Raw genomic sequence first — 15,371 nt, forward strand, 5'->3', positions numbered from 1 at the left:
TTTAAGGATTTATTATAATTGTAATTCGTATTCAAACGCATTTTAAAGATGCAATTCTAAATTTTAACGGATTATTATGTCATTCTTGGATCATGTGCTCCAACCGCCTTCTTATGGGTGGAAAGATTCAAATGGAGAACTTGTCAAACCAACACGTAGCGAAATACTACGTGAATTTTTTAAACGATTAAATGTTTTTAGAGACAGGAAAAACTGGCTACCCTTTTTTAGCTGGTTAAAAGTGCTATGCCTCATTCCCTTCTTTTTCATATTTATCACAAGCTACTTTACCTGGTGGACCTTACTGGCCACTTTCATCTATAGTATGATTATTATGGGTACCCATGGGACGATATGGCACCATCGGTACTGTACACATCGGGCTTATAAATTCAGAAATCCGCTCTGGCGCTTCCTTACGCAGAATCTTACCATTAATGTGATTCCTGAAGAGATCTATGTCATATCGCACCATGTGCACCACGCCAAATCGGATCAACCGGGCGACCCTTATAATGCGGAGGCTGGATTTCTTTATTGCTTTCTAGCAGATGTCAATCATCAACCGATATCAAAGACCTTGAGCGAAAGCGAGTATAATCGGGTGAAATTACTCATGCAGCATACCGGCGTGCCCGCCAATTCATATGCGCAGTACAAAGTCTGGGGATCCTATGTCAACCCTTTATATGCTGTAATCTCATGGGTTTTGAACTGGTCTTTTTGGTACTTATTATTCTACCTTATTGGCGGGCATGCACTCGCTTGCAGTCTTTTTGGTGCCGCCGGATTTTGGGCTATCGGTGTACGTACATTCAATTATGAAGGGCATGCCAAAGGAAAAGATAAACAACGACAGGGAATCGATTACAGTGTTAACGATAAGTCCATCAATCAGCTCTGGCCAGGAATAGTCGCGGGTGAATGGCACAATAATCACCACTTATTTCCAAAAAGCGCGCGCAGCGGATTTAAACCTCATCAGGTCGATCTTGCATGGTATTATATCAAGCTGATGCATATGCTAGGAGCGGTGACCGCCTATCGTGATGACAAGAAACGTTTTTATGAACAATACCATAATCCCTATCTTAAATCAGTTAGAAAATAGAAGTCTTCGGTTGAAGAAAATAAAAAACTTTGTTTTTCAATAATTTATAACTACATTTGAATAATAATCAGGCTTCTGCCATTACTTCTTCTGACACTTTTGAGTTTACTCTTTCTTCTCAGTCTTCGTTTTTCCAGCTGCTATTTTGTTATCAACATATGAAGTCAATTGCCTTTTTCAGATTGATAGTGTCAATACGAAAAATTACAAACTTCATTTTTTGTTGACAGATCGATTTATCCTTTACCAACGCGTAGGGTTAAAGGAAAGGTATGCAGCAAAAGAGTTCTAATAAATACATAATTTAATACATATATACAATGCAACAAGGAACAGTAAAATTCTTTAATGACACCAAAGGTTTTGGTTTTATTACACCAACAGATGGCGGTCAAGATGTTTTCGTACACTCGTCAGGTTTAATCAATCATGTACGTGAAAACGATACTGTAACATTCGATCTAGAGAACGGTAAAAAGGGCATTAACGCAGTTAATGTGCGAATAGCATAATTAAGTAGGAAGTTTAAAAACTTCTTTAAGTTAAGTTCAGCAGATAACATTTATGTTATCTGTTTTTTTTTGTTAAAAAATTAGGCAAAAATGACGGCCTAAGCCCCCTACTAGCCTACATTGCTATCAGCTCACTGATAGCATTACTTTTGTTCTGTTTCTCCTAACTGAAAATTGCGCGTTCCCCTGTTTTTTGTATCCGCTTTTTTCCTATATTTACGCGATAAATTTCAATAGAAATGACGAAAAAGAAGGCTATAGTTATTCAAGATAATGAAGATATCTTGAATATCATGGATGAGGTCTTAGTTGATGAGGGTTTTGATGTGATCCCATCGCTTACAACTGAACCAATAGAAGAGCTTGCAGATATTGATCCCGACATTCTTATTGTGGATGACCATATTAAAGGAAGTAAAAAAGGATCCGAAGTGATCAAGGAACTCAAAGCTGATCCAGATACCGAAGAACTTCCATCTGTCCTGACATCGACAGCCAACGATATTGCAAAAGTTGCTGCGGACTGTAAAGCCGACGATTTTATTCAAAAACCCTTTGATTTAGATCATATGGTCGATGTGGTTAAAAAAAATAGTTAAAACAGCATAAAAATATACGTGACGTACGGAGCGCTTCAAAAGGAACTAAAATTGAAACGCAAGTTAAAAAGACGATGTTAATGATTCATGATTTTCTCAGCATGTCGGGGTTGAGCAGGCCATCAACACTTTATTGAGCAATTCAGTCAGCTTCGTTAAGTCATCTTCCTTCAAGATTTTAGCAGCTTCTTTGGCCACTGTTTCCCTAAAATTCTCCGAATTATCGATGATGAATCTACCTTTTTCCGTTACACTTAAGTTGAAAATCCTGCGGTCGGCAGCGGACTGTTGCTGTTCGACGAGATCATTTGCTATTAAAAATTTGAGCTGCTTGGAAACAGCAGGCGGACTTACATTAAACGCCTGCGCAATCTCCTTTACGATACAATGATCGTGGCGGTAAATATATTCGATCATATTATAGTGCGTAGCCGTAACGCCATTGATGTCGCCCCTATTCATATTTGCCAAGATGAAGCATTGTAAATCGGTAAACACTTCATAAAATTTCTGTTCAGTTTTGTTCATCGCCAATAAAATAGTTAACTTAGTTAATAATTACCAAAGTTAATGATTATGGAACATATTCACATCATACATGCCCGGCAAAATAATCTCAAGAATATTTCTCTCCAGATCACCAAGAAAAAGATTACTGTTTTTACAGGAGTCTCCGGGTCGGGCAAGTCGTCTTTGGTCTTTGAAACAATAGGTGCTGAAGCCCAAAGGCAGTTCAGCGAAACACAGGGCAGTTTTATCCGAAACCGGCTGCAGCACATCGGCGTTCCGGATGTGGACAAAATCGACAACTTGAATGTCCCTATTATTATCAATCAAAAAAGATTGGGCGGCAATGCACGCTCGACCGTAGGAACGGCTACCGATATCTATGCTTCCTTGCGCTTGCTTTTCTCGCGCATGGGGACACCCTTTGTAGGCTATTCAAGCGCTTTTTCATTCAATAATCCAACGGGCATGTGCAAGGCATGTGAAGGGCTGGGCATTGTGCAGACCATTGATGTGGGTTCCCTTATCGACAAACAAAAATCGTTGAACGAAGGGGCTATCCGATTTCCGACCTTTCAACCGGGTGGCTGGCGCCTGACACGCTACACCCAATCAGGCTATTTTGACAACGACAAAAAACTGAACGACTACACGCCGCGGGAATGGGAGCTCCTTTTGCATGCTGCCGAACACAAACCCAAACAGCCTGATCCGGAATGGGGCAAAACGGTACAGTATGAGGGTATTATCCCCCGCATTGAAAAAGCATTCCTCAAGAAGCAATCGAAGGAAATCTTGAGCCGAAAGGAGGCTTTAAATACAGTTATCATTACCAAAACTTGTCCTGTATGCGAGGGAAAACGGTTGAATGATACGATTCTATCCTGCAAAATAGCGGGCAAAAATATCGCCAACTGTACGGCCCTTTCGATCGATGAGCTGCTGGAATTTGTTGCTTCTTTACATTCCAGCACTTTTGATGTCATTCTCACCGAACTGAAACATAAGCTTCAACATATCGTCAACATCGGCTTACAGTATTTGACCTTGGATAGACGTACAGACACCCTATCAGGCGGGGAAAGCCAACGCATCAAAATGGTCCGAAACCTGGGGAGCAGCCTGACGGATTTACTCTATATTTTTGACGAGCCGAGCATCGGACTTCATCCAATGGATTTACAAAATATCGCTGCAATTATTAAGCAGCTGCGTGATAAAGGCAATACCGTTTTACTCGTTGAGCACGACCCCGATTTGATCCGCATCGCCGACCGCGTAATCGATATGGGACCAGCGTCTGGAAAAAACGGCGGCGATATTGTCTATAACGGCACGGTTACGGGACTAAAAACATCAACAGGAAAAACAGGTCTGTATTTTGCCAAACGGCCTCGAATTAATAATAAACCACGATCAGCAAGCGAATACCTCGAAATCAGACATGCCAGTCTGCATAATCTGAAAGACATCCAGGTGAGCATTCCCCAAAAGGTAATGACCGTGGTTACCGGTGTGGCGGGTTCGGGCAAAAGTACACTGATCAACAAAGTGCTGCCCAAATTTTATCCCGAAGCCACCATTATCGACCAGTCGTTATTTTCAACAGGTGCACGCTCCAATCTGTTGACCTACCTGGGCTTATCAGATGCGATACGTACCCTGTTTTCAAAAGCAAATCAGGTATCCGATAAACTTTTTAGCCGGAATAGCCTCGGCGCCTGTGAAAACTGCAAGGGTATCGGTATCGAAAAAATTGATCTGGCCTTTATGGATGATATTGAACAGACCTGCGAGGTCTGCGGTGGCTCGGGCTTTAAGCCAGCAGTCTTAAAATATCATTACCATGATAAAAATATTGTCGCGGTGATGGATATGACTGTCGAAGAAGCCTATGATTTTTTCCCGGACAAACTATACCGTCAGTCGTTTGATATGTTACTCCAACTTGGCCTGGGCTATCTTACCTTGGGGCAACGGTCAGACAGTTTTTCGGGTGGTGAAAGACAACGATTGAAACTAACCAAAGAACTGAAGAACTCCAACAAGATTATCGTCCTCGATGAACCAAGCACAGGCTTACATCCAAACGATACCGAAAAGCTATTAAACTTTATCAATAACCTGGTGGACAACCACAATACGTTGATCGTTATCGAGCATAACCTCGATGTCATTGCACAGGCTGACTGGATTATCGATATTGGGCCCGGAGCCGGCAAGTATGGCGGAAATGTGGTGTTTACAGGTACCGTTGCCGATTTACTCAAGGATACTGTCTCGCTAACGGCAGCCTGTTTACAGCAACATATCCATTCCGAAAAGTGATTTTATCCGTAAAAGTAGGCGGAAGATCCTTCCTGTAGGATTGGAATAAAGAAAAATTCACAGGAAAATAGTGCTATTTCCTGTGAATTTAAGCTGCAACATTGGAATCACTCAGTTCAGCTGAGACTTTCTGAATTCCAGGGGTTTCATTCCCGTCTGCTTTTTGAAAAGCCGGGTAAAATACGATGGATTTTCAAAACCAAGTTCATAAGCAATTTCAGCAACACCTTTCTCCCCTATGCGCAGTAAGTTCTTGGCTTCTGAGATCATAAAAATATGGATCAGCTCCATGGCTGTTTTGCCCGTTTCCTGCTTCAGCAGGTCACTGATGTAGCGTGGCGACACAAAGAGCTGATCGGCCAGAAAGGCCACATTCGGTAGGCCGCTTTTTGCCAGCAGGCCCTGATTTACATAATTCCGAAGCTGATCGTTAAACTTAGATGCTGTTTTGCCGATGACCTGCGTCCGATCGATAAACTGTCTTTTGTAATAGCGCTGCGCATATTTCAGGATGGAGGAAACATGGCTCAGCATAATTTCGCGGCTGTATTCGTCCGGATTAGTATCGTATTCGTCCTGGATTTTTGCGTAGAGCTCTAAAATTAGCTGCTCCTCTTTCGGGGAAAGATGCAGCGCCTCGTTTACTTCATAATCGAAAAAACTGTATTTTTCAATTTCCTTGAACAGTTCATGACCATGCAGGTAGTCTTCGTGGATCATCAACATATAGCCCTTTTCTTCGAACTCCAGGTTTTTCATCTCGATGATCTGTCGGGGTTTCGCGAAGAAGAGACAACCGTTATTGTGATCGTAGCGCGTACGGCCGCACATCAAATTGCCGGATTTAATCTTCTTAAACGCGATCACATAACAGTCGCTGGTAAATTCCCTATCCCCCAGTTTACAGTCCGAAAGACAGCCGACCAAGCTGAAGAGCGGATGCTGTGGCGCTTCCCAACGATTGCCCAGATGTAGTTCTGTAAGGGTTCTATAATGTTGCATCGGTTTTCATTTTATCAAAGTTAAAAAATATTCTAGCGGATTGGGCGTTTTTTAATGCCCATGCGCGGCTATGCTGACCTCTTTCCAGCCTTGGATATCTTCAAGCCTTTTCGTATAAACATCATTAATGACCTGATAGGCAATTTTACCGAACAAAATGCGTTTAGGCGGATTTTCACTATCAATGATGTTTAACACAGGTGCTACCGTAGCTTCGGGTTTGCCCCAGGTATCGGGGTTATCGCCAGTCGCCGCAAAGGCTGCACGCACGGGCTCGTAATCTGTAATATCCGAAGAAGTCTGAACCGCAGATGCTCCGGCCCAGTCTGTTGCAAAACCGTTGGGCTCAATCAAGGTCGTTTTGATGCCCAGGTGCGCCGTTTCCGAGCCGATTGTTTCGATGAGCCCTTCTACGGCAAATTTTGACGCATTATATAAACCCAGTAAAGGAATCGTAGTCAGGCCAAGAAAGCTGGAAACCTGAATAATATGGCCGCTCTTTTGCGCCCTCATAATCGGCAATACGGCCTGGGCCACCCACAATGATCCGAAAAAATTCGTTTCCATCTGATCACGGGCCTGTTGCTCGGATGTTTCTTCGGTGGTACCAAATAAGCCAAATCCGGCATTGTTGATCAGCACATCGATACGGCCAAAATGGTCTTTGATCTTGTTGACAGCGGAAAAAACATTTTCACGGCTGTTAACGTCCAATTCCACTGCTAAGAGATTATCGCCATAGGCAGCTTTCAGCTCTGCCAATGCAGCAATATTTCTTGCCGAGGCGGCAACTTTATCACCGCGTTTAAGTAAGGCCTCAGCCCATAATTTTCCAAATCCTTTGGAAGCTCCTGTTATAAAAACTATTTTGCTCATCTTTATTCTTTTTGTTTATCCAAAATTACCGCTATTGGTGCGGGTAGACTAACTCATTTGAGCTGAAGAATAGCACAGATTTACGGAGCTGTCATTTTGTAGCATTTGTACGCCTTTAGTTTGGTTATACGCCGCGCTCTGTTATGCACTTGAGCGGAGTTTAGCCCTCCTAGCTGGCAGATGCCTGTACCGGTTTTTTACCTGATACCAATAGCAGGATCAGGCCGACCATACAGGTGCAGATTAGTAGCCCTATGGTTCCGTAATGATACGCCTGCTGCCAGCCATCTTTTGCGTAGTAAAAAAATACGCCACCAATAATACTCACGCCCAGTGCCGAAGCGGTCTGCTGGAAGGTCGAATAGATGCCGGCTGCAGCACCGGCATAGGCCACGGGAACATGCTGTAAAGCTATATTCAGCAGTGAAGGAAGCACAAGTCCGTTTCCGAAGCCCCAGATAGCCATCAGGCCTATCACCAACAGCGGATCGGAACCAGGTTTCCAGCATACCATCTGCAGGTAAAAAGCGGTCAGCAGCAGCACAACCCCCACAAGCAGCACCTTTTTTCCATACCTGATGATGAGACGCGATGCCAACACCGATGAAATAATAAAAAGAATACCTGGGATGATAAAATAGAGCCCGGCGTCAAGCGCAGAAACACTGAGTCCGTTCTGTAGATATACCGCACTAAGCAGCAAATAAGCCGTGTGCAGCATAAAGTGAAAAAGCACTGCCGCAAGCCCCATATTAAACTCTTTTATCTGGAAAAGCCTGACATCTATTAGCGGAACCCTACCCTTTGCCAGCTTTTTCTTCTGGTCATAAGTAAACCACAGGAACAGAACTGCTGAAAGTAGCAGTAGGCCGAAACTCCAAAGCGGCCAGCCCGATTCGCGCCCCTGGATGAGCGGATAAATCAACGCAAACAGTGCCAGGGTCAGGATTAAGATGCCCGTATAGTCAAATTTTGTATGCTCATGTCTTGGCGTTTCCGTTACATATCGGTGTGTTGCCCATAAGGTGACAGCTCCTATAGGGAGATTGATAAAAAACACCAGCCGCCAGCCTTCGATCATCCCGTGCAGATCCGAAAGGTATCCACCAAGCACCTGCCCGATCACGGCTGCAGTGCCCAGGGTTATTCCATACAGGCCAAATGCCTTGGCACGCTCCCTGGGATCCGTAAATAAGATCTGTATAAATGCAATCGTCTGGGGCACCATAAAGGAGGCGCTAAGCCCCTGAAAAAACCGGGTAAGGTTCAGTTGCAGAGCCGACTGTGACATTCCACAGAGGCAGGAAGCTATCGTAAATGCCGCCATGCCCCAAAAGAATACTTTCTTCCTCCCAAAATGATCCCCGGCCCTACCTCCTGTGATGAGGAAGGCTGCATAGCCCAACAGGTAACCCGCTATAACCAGCTGCATCTCCCCGTCAGTAGCATGCGTTCCTTTTTTAATGGTCGGAATCGCAATATTGATGATAAAGACATCGATCACGGAGAGTAGCGGTGCAGCGAGTACGATCAACAGTTCCAGCCATTTATTTTGTATTGTCTTCATGTTAGATCAGTTTTTCTATGATCCGTTTTGCCCCCTGTATCTCAGCCGAAGTCTTAAAAACCGACGCCGAAACAATAGATCCTTCCAGCATATAGTAGATGGTATCGACGAGTTCATCATCTGAAAGCAACTGCCGATGGCCCGATTGCTCAACCAATGTCCGGATAAAGCTCTTGCTCCGCTCTTTCACCCGCTGGATTTCCGAAGTGAAGCGCGGATCGTCCGTATAGGCTTCATCATTGGCTTTGATAAATGGGCAGCCCCCAAATAGCCTGTCCGCCTGCCGTTTTGTATGGTGATCAAAAAGAGCAAGCAATTTCCCTTTAGGATCGCTAACCTCGCCAACAGCAGCTTCCAACCGCTGCAACCACAGCTGATGTAGACGCTCGATATACGCTACCAGCAGATCCGTCTTGGTCTGAAAATGTTTATAAAGTGAGCCCTTTGCAACGTCGGCTTCCTCAATGATCTGATTAATCCCTGTATTGCTGTAGCCCTGTGCGTAAAATAACCGTTCTGCCGTGTCCAGAATCTTATCTATAACGACCTGCCCTCTTCGTTTCATGAAACAAAGATATAAATAAATAGACAGACTTGTCTATTTATTTATATCTTATTAACAAAATCACGGCATTACCTCTGCTGCTTCTGAACATCTTTCCGCTCTTTCCACTGTTAAAGTTTTTAGACATAAACTTTTTCTGTTTTGCTATATTCCAATTTGCCCAAGAATACCGTTTCCAAGATACCCAGGCCAAAAGTGCTATACCTGTTACTGCCCGGAGGATAAGGACCTAGGTTGACCTCTGCTTCGGACCAGGTTCGTACCTGCTTCGGACAAGCAACAGATATTGAACAGATGCTGTACAGTTGTTGACCAGACTCCAAACAGGAAATATCTGGTCAGCAACGATTCAATATTGGCTGCCCTAATGTGCATTTCCGAAGGTGGTCCGAACACAATACGAACACAACCCAAATACTACCCGAAAGCAGCATAGCGCTGCAAATCATCAAACATACACACCGTACGCTAATCGAGGCCGATATATCTACCCACCACCAGGAGATTATGCGCTGTGCTGAAGCTTTGTTTGTAAAAGTGATTGCACTATACGGACTATCCAAGATAGCTTGTCGGAACTCCTTATCTATGTTTTTTATAAAGTGACAACCACTTTCCCAACAGTTCGTCCCGTTTCTATTTGCAAATGTGCCTGCGCCATTTCATCAAAATCGAAAACATGCGAAACGTGTGGTTTTAATATACCTCGTTCCAAAAAAGAAGCTATAATAGCCATATCTTTTTTACTGGAATAAACCGCCATAAAATAGCAGGCATGAAGTTGCTTTTCCTTCGCTTTCTGTTCGTCCTCGCTTGTGTATCCTGAATTTAAGGCGACAATGGTTCCGAATGGCTTTAATACTTGTACGGATTTTTGAAAGTTAGCTCCTCCGATCGATTCAACTACAAAATCAAGATCGTGTAATACTTCTTCAAATGGCGTCATTCTGTAATCAAAACATTCATCAGCTCCTAAGCCCAAAACAAAATCCCTGTTTGGAGCAGATGCAGTGCCAATCACATAGGCGCCCAAATATTTGGCAATCTGTACAGCAAAGTGACCAACGCCACCTGAAGCGGCGTGAATTAATACGCGATCTGCTGATCTCAGTTTTCCATAACTATCAAAAGCTTGCCATGCCGTTAAGGCAGCCATCGTACTAGCCGCTGCTTCAATATGCGTGATGTTTTTGGGTTTCAGCGCTAAATGATCAGCTGGAGCTGCCACGTATTCGGCGTAAGCTTTTCCATGACCCACAAAATTGACCATACCAAATACTTCTTCCCCTATTATAAATTCGGTAACAGCTGTTCCTACCGCCACAACTTCTCCCGAAATATCCCAACCTAAAATTAAAGGATCAAAATGCGCTAAATCTTCTGCCAAAGGAGCTTGTCGATTTCTTACTTTATAATCTACTGGATTAATACTTATGGCTTTTACTTTAACCAAAACCTCATTAGCCCTAATTAAAGGCTTTTCAATCTCTTTATAAAGGAGATTACCTGTATCTCCAAATTCTTTTAAAACTATCGCTTTCATTTATACTTACGTTGAATTACACAAAATTAACCCTATATAACATCGATTAACAGGTACATATCAAGTACATTTGGGTATATTTGCATGTATGGCAAGAGAGAATATTTCTAAATCGCTGGAGGTATATTATGAAAAAGTAAATTGCTGTCCACTTCGGGATCGACAGTTTAATTTTTTTGAATTTGTATATGTACTATCTGGGAATGGCGTACATGGCATCAATGGGAATGAACTTCGTTTTGAGCCCGGTGATCTTTTTCTGATCACGCCAAAGGATTACCATTCTTTTGATCTTGACAGTATTTGTGAATTTATGGTTATCCGTTTCGGAGAATACTATGTGCGCGAATATCAATGGAAAAGTATTGATCATATCGAATGTCTGTTATACAATGCGTCGGATCTATCTGGATCTGTGTTGATCAACCAAGAAGATAAGAAAATGGTTGGCTCATTGGTTCAACACTTACACCAAACGCTCATCCAGGAATCTGTCTATACGGAAGATCTAGTTCGGCATTTAGTCAATGCTTTAATTGTCATTGCTGCACGAAATATAGCCATTATCAAGCCCAAAAATATAAGTCCACATGCAGACAATCGTATCTTGCAGCTATTAGATTATATTCAAGAACATATTCGTTATCCAGCACGTTTGACAATCGCCGTCATAGCGGAAAGATTCGATCTCTCTCCAACTTATTTGGGTAGTTATTTTCGTAAACAGTGCAATGAATCCCTTCAGCACTATATCTCCTCGTATCGCATCAGGCTTATCGAACATCGCTTACGTTTTAGCGATAAAAGGGTGCACGAAATAGCGGATGAATTTGGTTTTGCAGACGAAAGTCATATCAATAAGTTTTTCAAGCGACACCAAGGAATGAGTTTAAAACAATACCGCGATTCAGCTACAAAAGTCACTGATTGATACTTGCCCCAATGGAACAGATCGTGCTCCCGAGGGAAGAGATGTCATACGCTTGACGATTAAACCAAATTCTTCAGAGCAATAACTTCAATCCAATGGAAATATTCCGTCCCGGAAGGGGGGCAAGATATTTGAGTATGGAATTTTGCGGACGTGCTTCTACATTCAATAGATTATTTCCTGAAATAAAATAGACAAACTCATATCTTTTTATATTTACCTTATAACCTAATTGTCCTGTTAACAAAGAATAAGCTGGCATCGGCGGCTCAATATTGATGTTTTTACCCAAATAGCGTTGTTTCAGATACCGATCAAAATTGGCGTTCCCAAAAAACTTTTTATATTGAAGTGCAGCCGACATTCCATACCTGCTGGTTGGTAAGTTGGGCATAAAGTCACCTTCTGCCCATTTGCGCATGTTGTCATCCGAAGTATTTATATTTTTGACGAGATCAGCGAAAACATTTAACGCTACATGACAATCTTTGGCCCATGCATAGGTATAGCCTCCTTCTAGCTCCCAGCCCTGAATTTCGGTATCTGAAGCACGCCATTCCTTGACCAAAAAACCTCCAGAACGAGAAATGCCTGTATGGGCCAAATACAGGTAATCTTTAAAAAAACTGCGGTAATGCGTCGCCGACCATTTGAATCCTCCATATTTTACCCCTGCAGATAACTCATAGGAATTTGAGCTTTCCTTGTTCAGTCGATCATCTCCATTTTCTTCTACCAGGATTGCAAAATGATCATTTCCGGCATAAAGTTCATTCACCCCTGGTGCGCGTTCTGCGTGTGAAAATGTGGCTTGTACATAGGCAATATCAAAAATTGAATACTTGATATCTCCCGAAAAATGGTTTAAGTTAAAATCTCGGGCTGAAAGATCACCTCCGGCCATCCCCCTGCTGCGCTGATAAGTGGGATCGCTCAATGTACGCCGCACAACCCAGTCGTGCCGATAACCTACATGAAGGGCAACTGGATTAAGTTCTATTGTCTGCAAGGTAAAGATCCCTCCTTCCCGGCTCAGATTATTGGGGATATAACGCCGATCCCCCTCGCCCTTTAAGGCCACAACTGAAAAATCAACCCCACTCGTCCCAGACCAAAAAGGATTAAACTGTTGCGTTATCTCCGATCGAAGCGCATGACGCTCACTATCGAACTTATTGACACGGTACCTGCCCAGGAGCTCCCGGTCGTCTGATACTTCACCGCGGTAATTAAATTTAACCGCCGAGATCAACTCTGTTTTTGGCTTAAAAGCAGACTCTACCTGCCAGGCATATGAATAGGTACGCGTGTTAATCGGTTCATATATCGGGGTCCAAACTGTCGTGTGACTATGGACAGGCTTGTTGCGCTGCGCAAAACCGGGAATACCATAATAGCTTTCAAGCGCGTAAAGCCCCAGACCTAGCCGAAAGTTGTCTCTGATATAGCTGGCACCTGCATTGACAGCATTTCTCTCGGCATGGCTATTGGGCATCACGCCACGCTTGACCGGTGCGTAATCTGTAATCCCATGAACGACTTCAGTGTAAAGTGGCGTGTTGGGATCCTGCCCAGCGACATATTTGTCATTTTGAGGGTTTAGGACCTTTGATCCATTGATAAATGAATAATCTTCAAAGGTATACAGATCGGCTTCCGATAAGCCCCACTTTGGATCGCCCATATGCTCGATCACGAACTGGCTCAAATAGGGATATAGCGTCAGATTTCGAATCGTCTCACGATCGACATTTACCTGTGCCATTGCGGCGGTCAAATGATCAATCTTTGGATCATAAGCAATGGCTGCTTTTGTATTGCCCGGGATCTTGAGATTTCCGTGCCTGAGCCTCATTGCGCCAATATGTCCCACCCAGTACTTTCCAATGTTTGCATTGAAAGCCAGCGATTGGCTATTGCCATTATTCGTTCCTAACTCCGCACTGGCCTGACCTGAAATCTTCTTGGGCAGACGATTCATCGGAATGGTGTTATCTTTAACATTGACCGCTCCACCAATGGCCTTTCCGCCGAATAATACACTCGCAGCACCCTTGTACAATTCTATTTCGCGTAGATTGTCCATATCGAAATTGGGGTTTAGGTTTGGGCTGATTCCAGATAAATCATTGATCGAAAGCCCATTGGACAGCACACTTACCCTGCTACCACTTAGACTCCGTATCATGGGCATACCAGAATTGGGGCCAAAAGAAGCATTTTGTATCCCAGCGATATGGCTCAATGTTTCACCAAGCGTTTGTGCCTGTATACGATCCAGCTGCTTTCGATCCAGCCTCGTCTTTTGCCCATGGCCCGGTGCAAAGCCAGTTGTCTCCGCGGTCGGAAGCGTATAGCTTCGCAATGTATCCACTGTTGGTTTACGCTGCGCATGTGCAGTTTTTGCGATAGATAATAGCATTAGAGATGCTAAAAAAACTTGTTTCTGATACCGTAACATCGTGTAGCTTATTCCTGTTTGAGCTGCAAAATTAAAAAAGAAAACCACAAATGCAATATAGTTGCATTAATAATTTACAATCACTACCTTCGTCAAAAATTTACAGCACATGAAATACATCAACACAAAAATCGCCGTTGCGGGGGCACTGATTCTGATGCTCGGAGCTGCATCCTCCTGTAAAAAGGAAACAGCGCCTACGCCCACTGAAATCTCGCTTTCGTTACCATCGCAGGTCAGCCTTCGCTACGGCGAAACACAGGAAATTAAGCTGCCGAAAGACCTATCTGCAAAAGCAGGACTTTCGTTCAGCTTTGACTTTTCCCAGATTGCAGACATCAATTTGGGCAACGGGGTTAAACTCAGTGATAAATTGAACCAGGCCATCAAATTTGATAACGAAAAACAAAGCATACTGATTAACAGTTCCCTACTCTATCCAAACGGAGCTCAATCGAGCAGCGCACGGATTCCCGATGATTATAAAGTCACTGTCATAGCCAAAGAATCTCAGGACAAAGTGGTAGGAAAAGAAAGTTTTTCAATCAAGATAACGGCTGGATCTATTGCTATCAAAGGCCTAAAAAATGGTAACGAGTTACCTTATTCGTATGTACTGTATGGCGACCAATCTACTGATTTTGAAATAGATCCTCTCGGCCTACCAATTACTGGTGCTAGCTTTCATTTGGTTAAAAAGGATGGACAAGAAAACATTGCTTCAATAACAGGTACGCATATCAACTTAGCAAAGGATGCGGGAGATCCGGAAAAAAAAGCTGAAAAGTCATTCGAATTGACTCCCGAGCTTAGAAAAGATGGTTTTCCTGTCGCCGCCACGACTTTCAGGGTCATTCTGATTCCACAAATTAAATTTTTGTTTGGACAATATTATCCCGATCTAAACTTGACCATAGACTTTAGTCTCATACATATCGGCCTCTCAAATGGTTATGTCTCTGCAGCGCCAACACTATATCCCGAAAAATATAAATCTGCATTCGAACTGGTTTCAATACAAAAAGATGGACTCGCATTTACAGATAGCGAAAAGCTGTTTAGTGTAAATGCCCAAACAGGCGTCGTTTCCGTGAAAAAGAGCGACAGTTTGAAAGCTGGCAACTATAAGGTGACCATAAAGGCCGTGACAACGACGGGGCTAGGATTTACGGCTAGTCTCACTTTAGCCATGTCTGAAGGATAATCGTACTATCCTGGTTTCATCCCCAAGCCATACAAATGATAAAAGCGCACTACAGGAGTGCGCTTTACTCAGTTAATGCCATCAAGTATCACTTTCGGTCCCTATTGTTCCAAAATCAACCCTTTTTTACACCTGCATTTTTTATTGATATAACAAACATAAAAC

General features: G+C 43.2%; 14 protein-coding genes. 6 read left to right on the forward strand and 8 right to left on the reverse strand.

What is annotated here, in order from left to right; genetic code table 11:
• Positions 1 to 76: 76 nt before the first annotated feature.
• The 3 genes from GVK91_RS03880 (at position 77) to GVK91_RS03890 (ending at position 2,222) form a co-directional block, all read left to right on the forward strand.
• Entirely contained in the window at positions 77 to 1,111 is a 1,035-nt protein-coding gene (locus GVK91_RS03880) for a fatty acid desaturase (RefSeq protein WP_153847778.1), read from the forward strand.
• Positions 1,112 to 1,431: 320 nt separating this feature from the next.
• On the forward strand, positions 1,432 to 1,623 hold the full coding sequence (locus GVK91_RS03885) for a cold-shock protein (RefSeq protein ID WP_070566563.1): 192 nt from the start codon (positions 1,432 to 1,434) through the stop codon (positions 1,621 to 1,623).
• A 239-nt stretch (positions 1,624 to 1,862) separates the two neighbouring features.
• Complete coding sequence (locus tag GVK91_RS03890; RefSeq protein ID WP_153847779.1) at positions 1,863 to 2,222, forward strand: two-component system response regulator; 360 nt, start codon at positions 1,863 to 1,865, stop codon at positions 2,220 to 2,222.
• 96 nt (positions 2,223 to 2,318) lie between these two features.
• Here the strand turns inward: GVK91_RS03890 and GVK91_RS03895 are convergent, their stop codons facing one another.
• Complete coding sequence (locus GVK91_RS03895; RefSeq protein WP_153847780.1) at positions 2,319 to 2,750, reverse strand: MarR family winged helix-turn-helix transcriptional regulator; 432 nt, start codon at positions 2,748 to 2,750, stop codon at positions 2,319 to 2,321.
• A gap of 48 nt (positions 2,751 to 2,798) precedes the next feature.
• On the opposite strand from GVK91_RS03895, the gene GVK91_RS03900 reads away from it, so the two are divergent.
• The gene (locus tag GVK91_RS03900; protein ID WP_153847781.1) at positions 2,799 to 5,057 is read left to right on the forward strand and encodes an excinuclease ABC subunit UvrA; all 2,259 of its coding nucleotides are present in this window, start codon (positions 2,799 to 2,801) and stop codon (positions 5,055 to 5,057) included.
• A gap of 111 nt (positions 5,058 to 5,168) precedes the next feature.
• Here the strand turns inward: GVK91_RS03900 and GVK91_RS03905 are convergent, their stop codons facing one another.
• From GVK91_RS03905 to GVK91_RS03930, 6 genes are all read right to left on the reverse strand, one after another.
• Positions 5,169 to 6,059 carry an AraC family transcriptional regulator gene (locus GVK91_RS03905; RefSeq protein ID WP_159727057.1) on the reverse strand — a complete coding sequence of 297 codons (891 nt, stop codon included), beginning with the start codon at positions 6,057 to 6,059 and terminating at the stop codon, positions 5,169 to 5,171.
• Positions 6,060 to 6,110: 51 nt separating this feature from the next.
• The gene (locus GVK91_RS03910) at positions 6,111 to 6,935 is read right to left on the reverse strand and encodes an SDR family NAD(P)-dependent oxidoreductase (protein WP_153847783.1); all 825 of its coding nucleotides are present in this window, start codon (positions 6,933 to 6,935) and stop codon (positions 6,111 to 6,113) included.
• 169 nt (positions 6,936 to 7,104) lie between these two features.
• Entirely contained in the window at positions 7,105 to 8,502 is a 1,398-nt protein-coding gene (locus tag GVK91_RS03915) for an MFS transporter (protein ID WP_153847784.1), read from the reverse strand.
• 1 nt (position 8,503) lies between these two features.
• The gene (locus tag GVK91_RS27600; RefSeq protein ID WP_153847785.1) at positions 8,504 to 9,067 is read right to left on the reverse strand and encodes a TetR/AcrR family transcriptional regulator; all 564 of its coding nucleotides are present in this window, start codon (positions 9,065 to 9,067) and stop codon (positions 8,504 to 8,506) included.
• A gap of 119 nt (positions 9,068 to 9,186) precedes the next feature.
• Positions 9,187 to 9,390, reverse strand: coding sequence for a hypothetical protein (locus tag GVK91_RS03925; protein ID WP_153847786.1), 204 nt, complete (start codon positions 9,388 to 9,390; stop codon positions 9,187 to 9,189).
• Positions 9,391 to 9,662: 272 nt separating this feature from the next.
• Positions 9,663 to 10,610 (reverse strand): NADP-dependent oxidoreductase, encoded by a 948-nt coding sequence (locus GVK91_RS03930; protein WP_159727059.1) that lies wholly within the window; start codon positions 10,608 to 10,610, stop codon positions 9,663 to 9,665.
• An 88-nt stretch (positions 10,611 to 10,698) separates the two neighbouring features.
• On the opposite strand from GVK91_RS03930, the gene GVK91_RS03935 reads away from it, so the two are divergent.
• Complete coding sequence (locus tag GVK91_RS03935) at positions 10,699 to 11,541, forward strand: AraC family transcriptional regulator (RefSeq protein WP_182332335.1); 843 nt, start codon at positions 10,699 to 10,701, stop codon at positions 11,539 to 11,541.
• A 73-nt stretch (positions 11,542 to 11,614) separates the two neighbouring features.
• Here the strand turns inward: GVK91_RS03935 and GVK91_RS03940 are convergent, their stop codons facing one another.
• A complete protein-coding gene (locus GVK91_RS03940) occupies positions 11,615 to 13,963 on the reverse strand; it encodes a TonB-dependent receptor (RefSeq protein WP_235032749.1) in 2,349 nt (782 codons plus the stop codon).
• A gap of 148 nt (positions 13,964 to 14,111) precedes the next feature.
• Between GVK91_RS03940 and GVK91_RS03945 the strand changes: the two genes are divergently transcribed.
• On the forward strand, positions 14,112 to 15,206 hold the full coding sequence (locus tag GVK91_RS03945; RefSeq protein WP_159727063.1) for a hypothetical protein: 1,095 nt from the start codon (positions 14,112 to 14,114) through the stop codon (positions 15,204 to 15,206).
• Positions 15,207 to 15,371 lie beyond the last annotated feature (165 nt).

This window comes from Sphingobacterium sp. 18053, assembly GCF_902706145.1.
Classification (GTDB): domain Bacteria; phylum Bacteroidota; class Bacteroidia; order Sphingobacteriales; family Sphingobacteriaceae; genus Sphingobacterium; species Sphingobacterium paramultivorum.

Coding starts and splice junctions, on each gene's coding strand:
- GVK91_RS03880 (WP_153847778.1), top strand. CDS start 77: ATGTCATTCTTGGATCATGTGCTCCAACCGCCTTCTTATGGGTGGAAA.
- GVK91_RS03895 (WP_153847780.1), bottom strand. CDS start 2,750: ATGAACAAAACTGAACAGAAATTTTATGAAGTGTTTACCGATTTACAA.
- GVK91_RS03885 (WP_070566563.1), top strand. CDS start 1,432: ATGCAACAAGGAACAGTAAAATTCTTTAATGACACCAAAGGTTTTGGT.
- GVK91_RS03890 (WP_153847779.1), top strand. CDS start 1,863: ATGACGAAAAAGAAGGCTATAGTTATTCAAGATAATGAAGATATCTTG.
- GVK91_RS03945 (WP_159727063.1), top strand. CDS start 14,112: ATGAAATACATCAACACAAAAATCGCCGTTGCGGGGGCACTGATTCTG.
- GVK91_RS03930 (WP_159727059.1), bottom strand. CDS start 10,610: ATGAAAGCGATAGTTTTAAAAGAATTTGGAGATACAGGTAATCTCCTT.
- GVK91_RS27600 (WP_153847785.1), bottom strand. CDS start 9,067: ATGAAACGAAGAGGGCAGGTCGTTATAGATAAGATTCTGGACACGGCA.
- GVK91_RS03900 (WP_153847781.1), top strand. CDS start 2,799: ATGGAACATATTCACATCATACATGCCCGGCAAAATAATCTCAAGAAT.
- GVK91_RS03915 (WP_153847784.1), bottom strand. CDS start 8,502: ATGAAGACAATACAAAATAAATGGCTGGAACTGTTGATCGTACTCGCT.
- GVK91_RS03935 (WP_182332335.1), top strand. CDS start 10,699: ATGGCAAGAGAGAATATTTCTAAATCGCTGGAGGTATATTATGAAAAA.
- GVK91_RS03940 (WP_235032749.1), bottom strand. CDS start 13,963: ATGCTATTATCTATCGCAAAAACTGCACATGCGCAGCGTAAACCAACA.
- GVK91_RS03905 (WP_159727057.1), bottom strand. CDS start 6,059: ATGCAACATTATAGAACCCTTACAGAACTACATCTGGGCAATCGTTGG.
- GVK91_RS03910 (WP_153847783.1), bottom strand. CDS start 6,935: ATGAGCAAAATAGTTTTTATAACAGGAGCTTCCAAAGGATTTGGAAAA.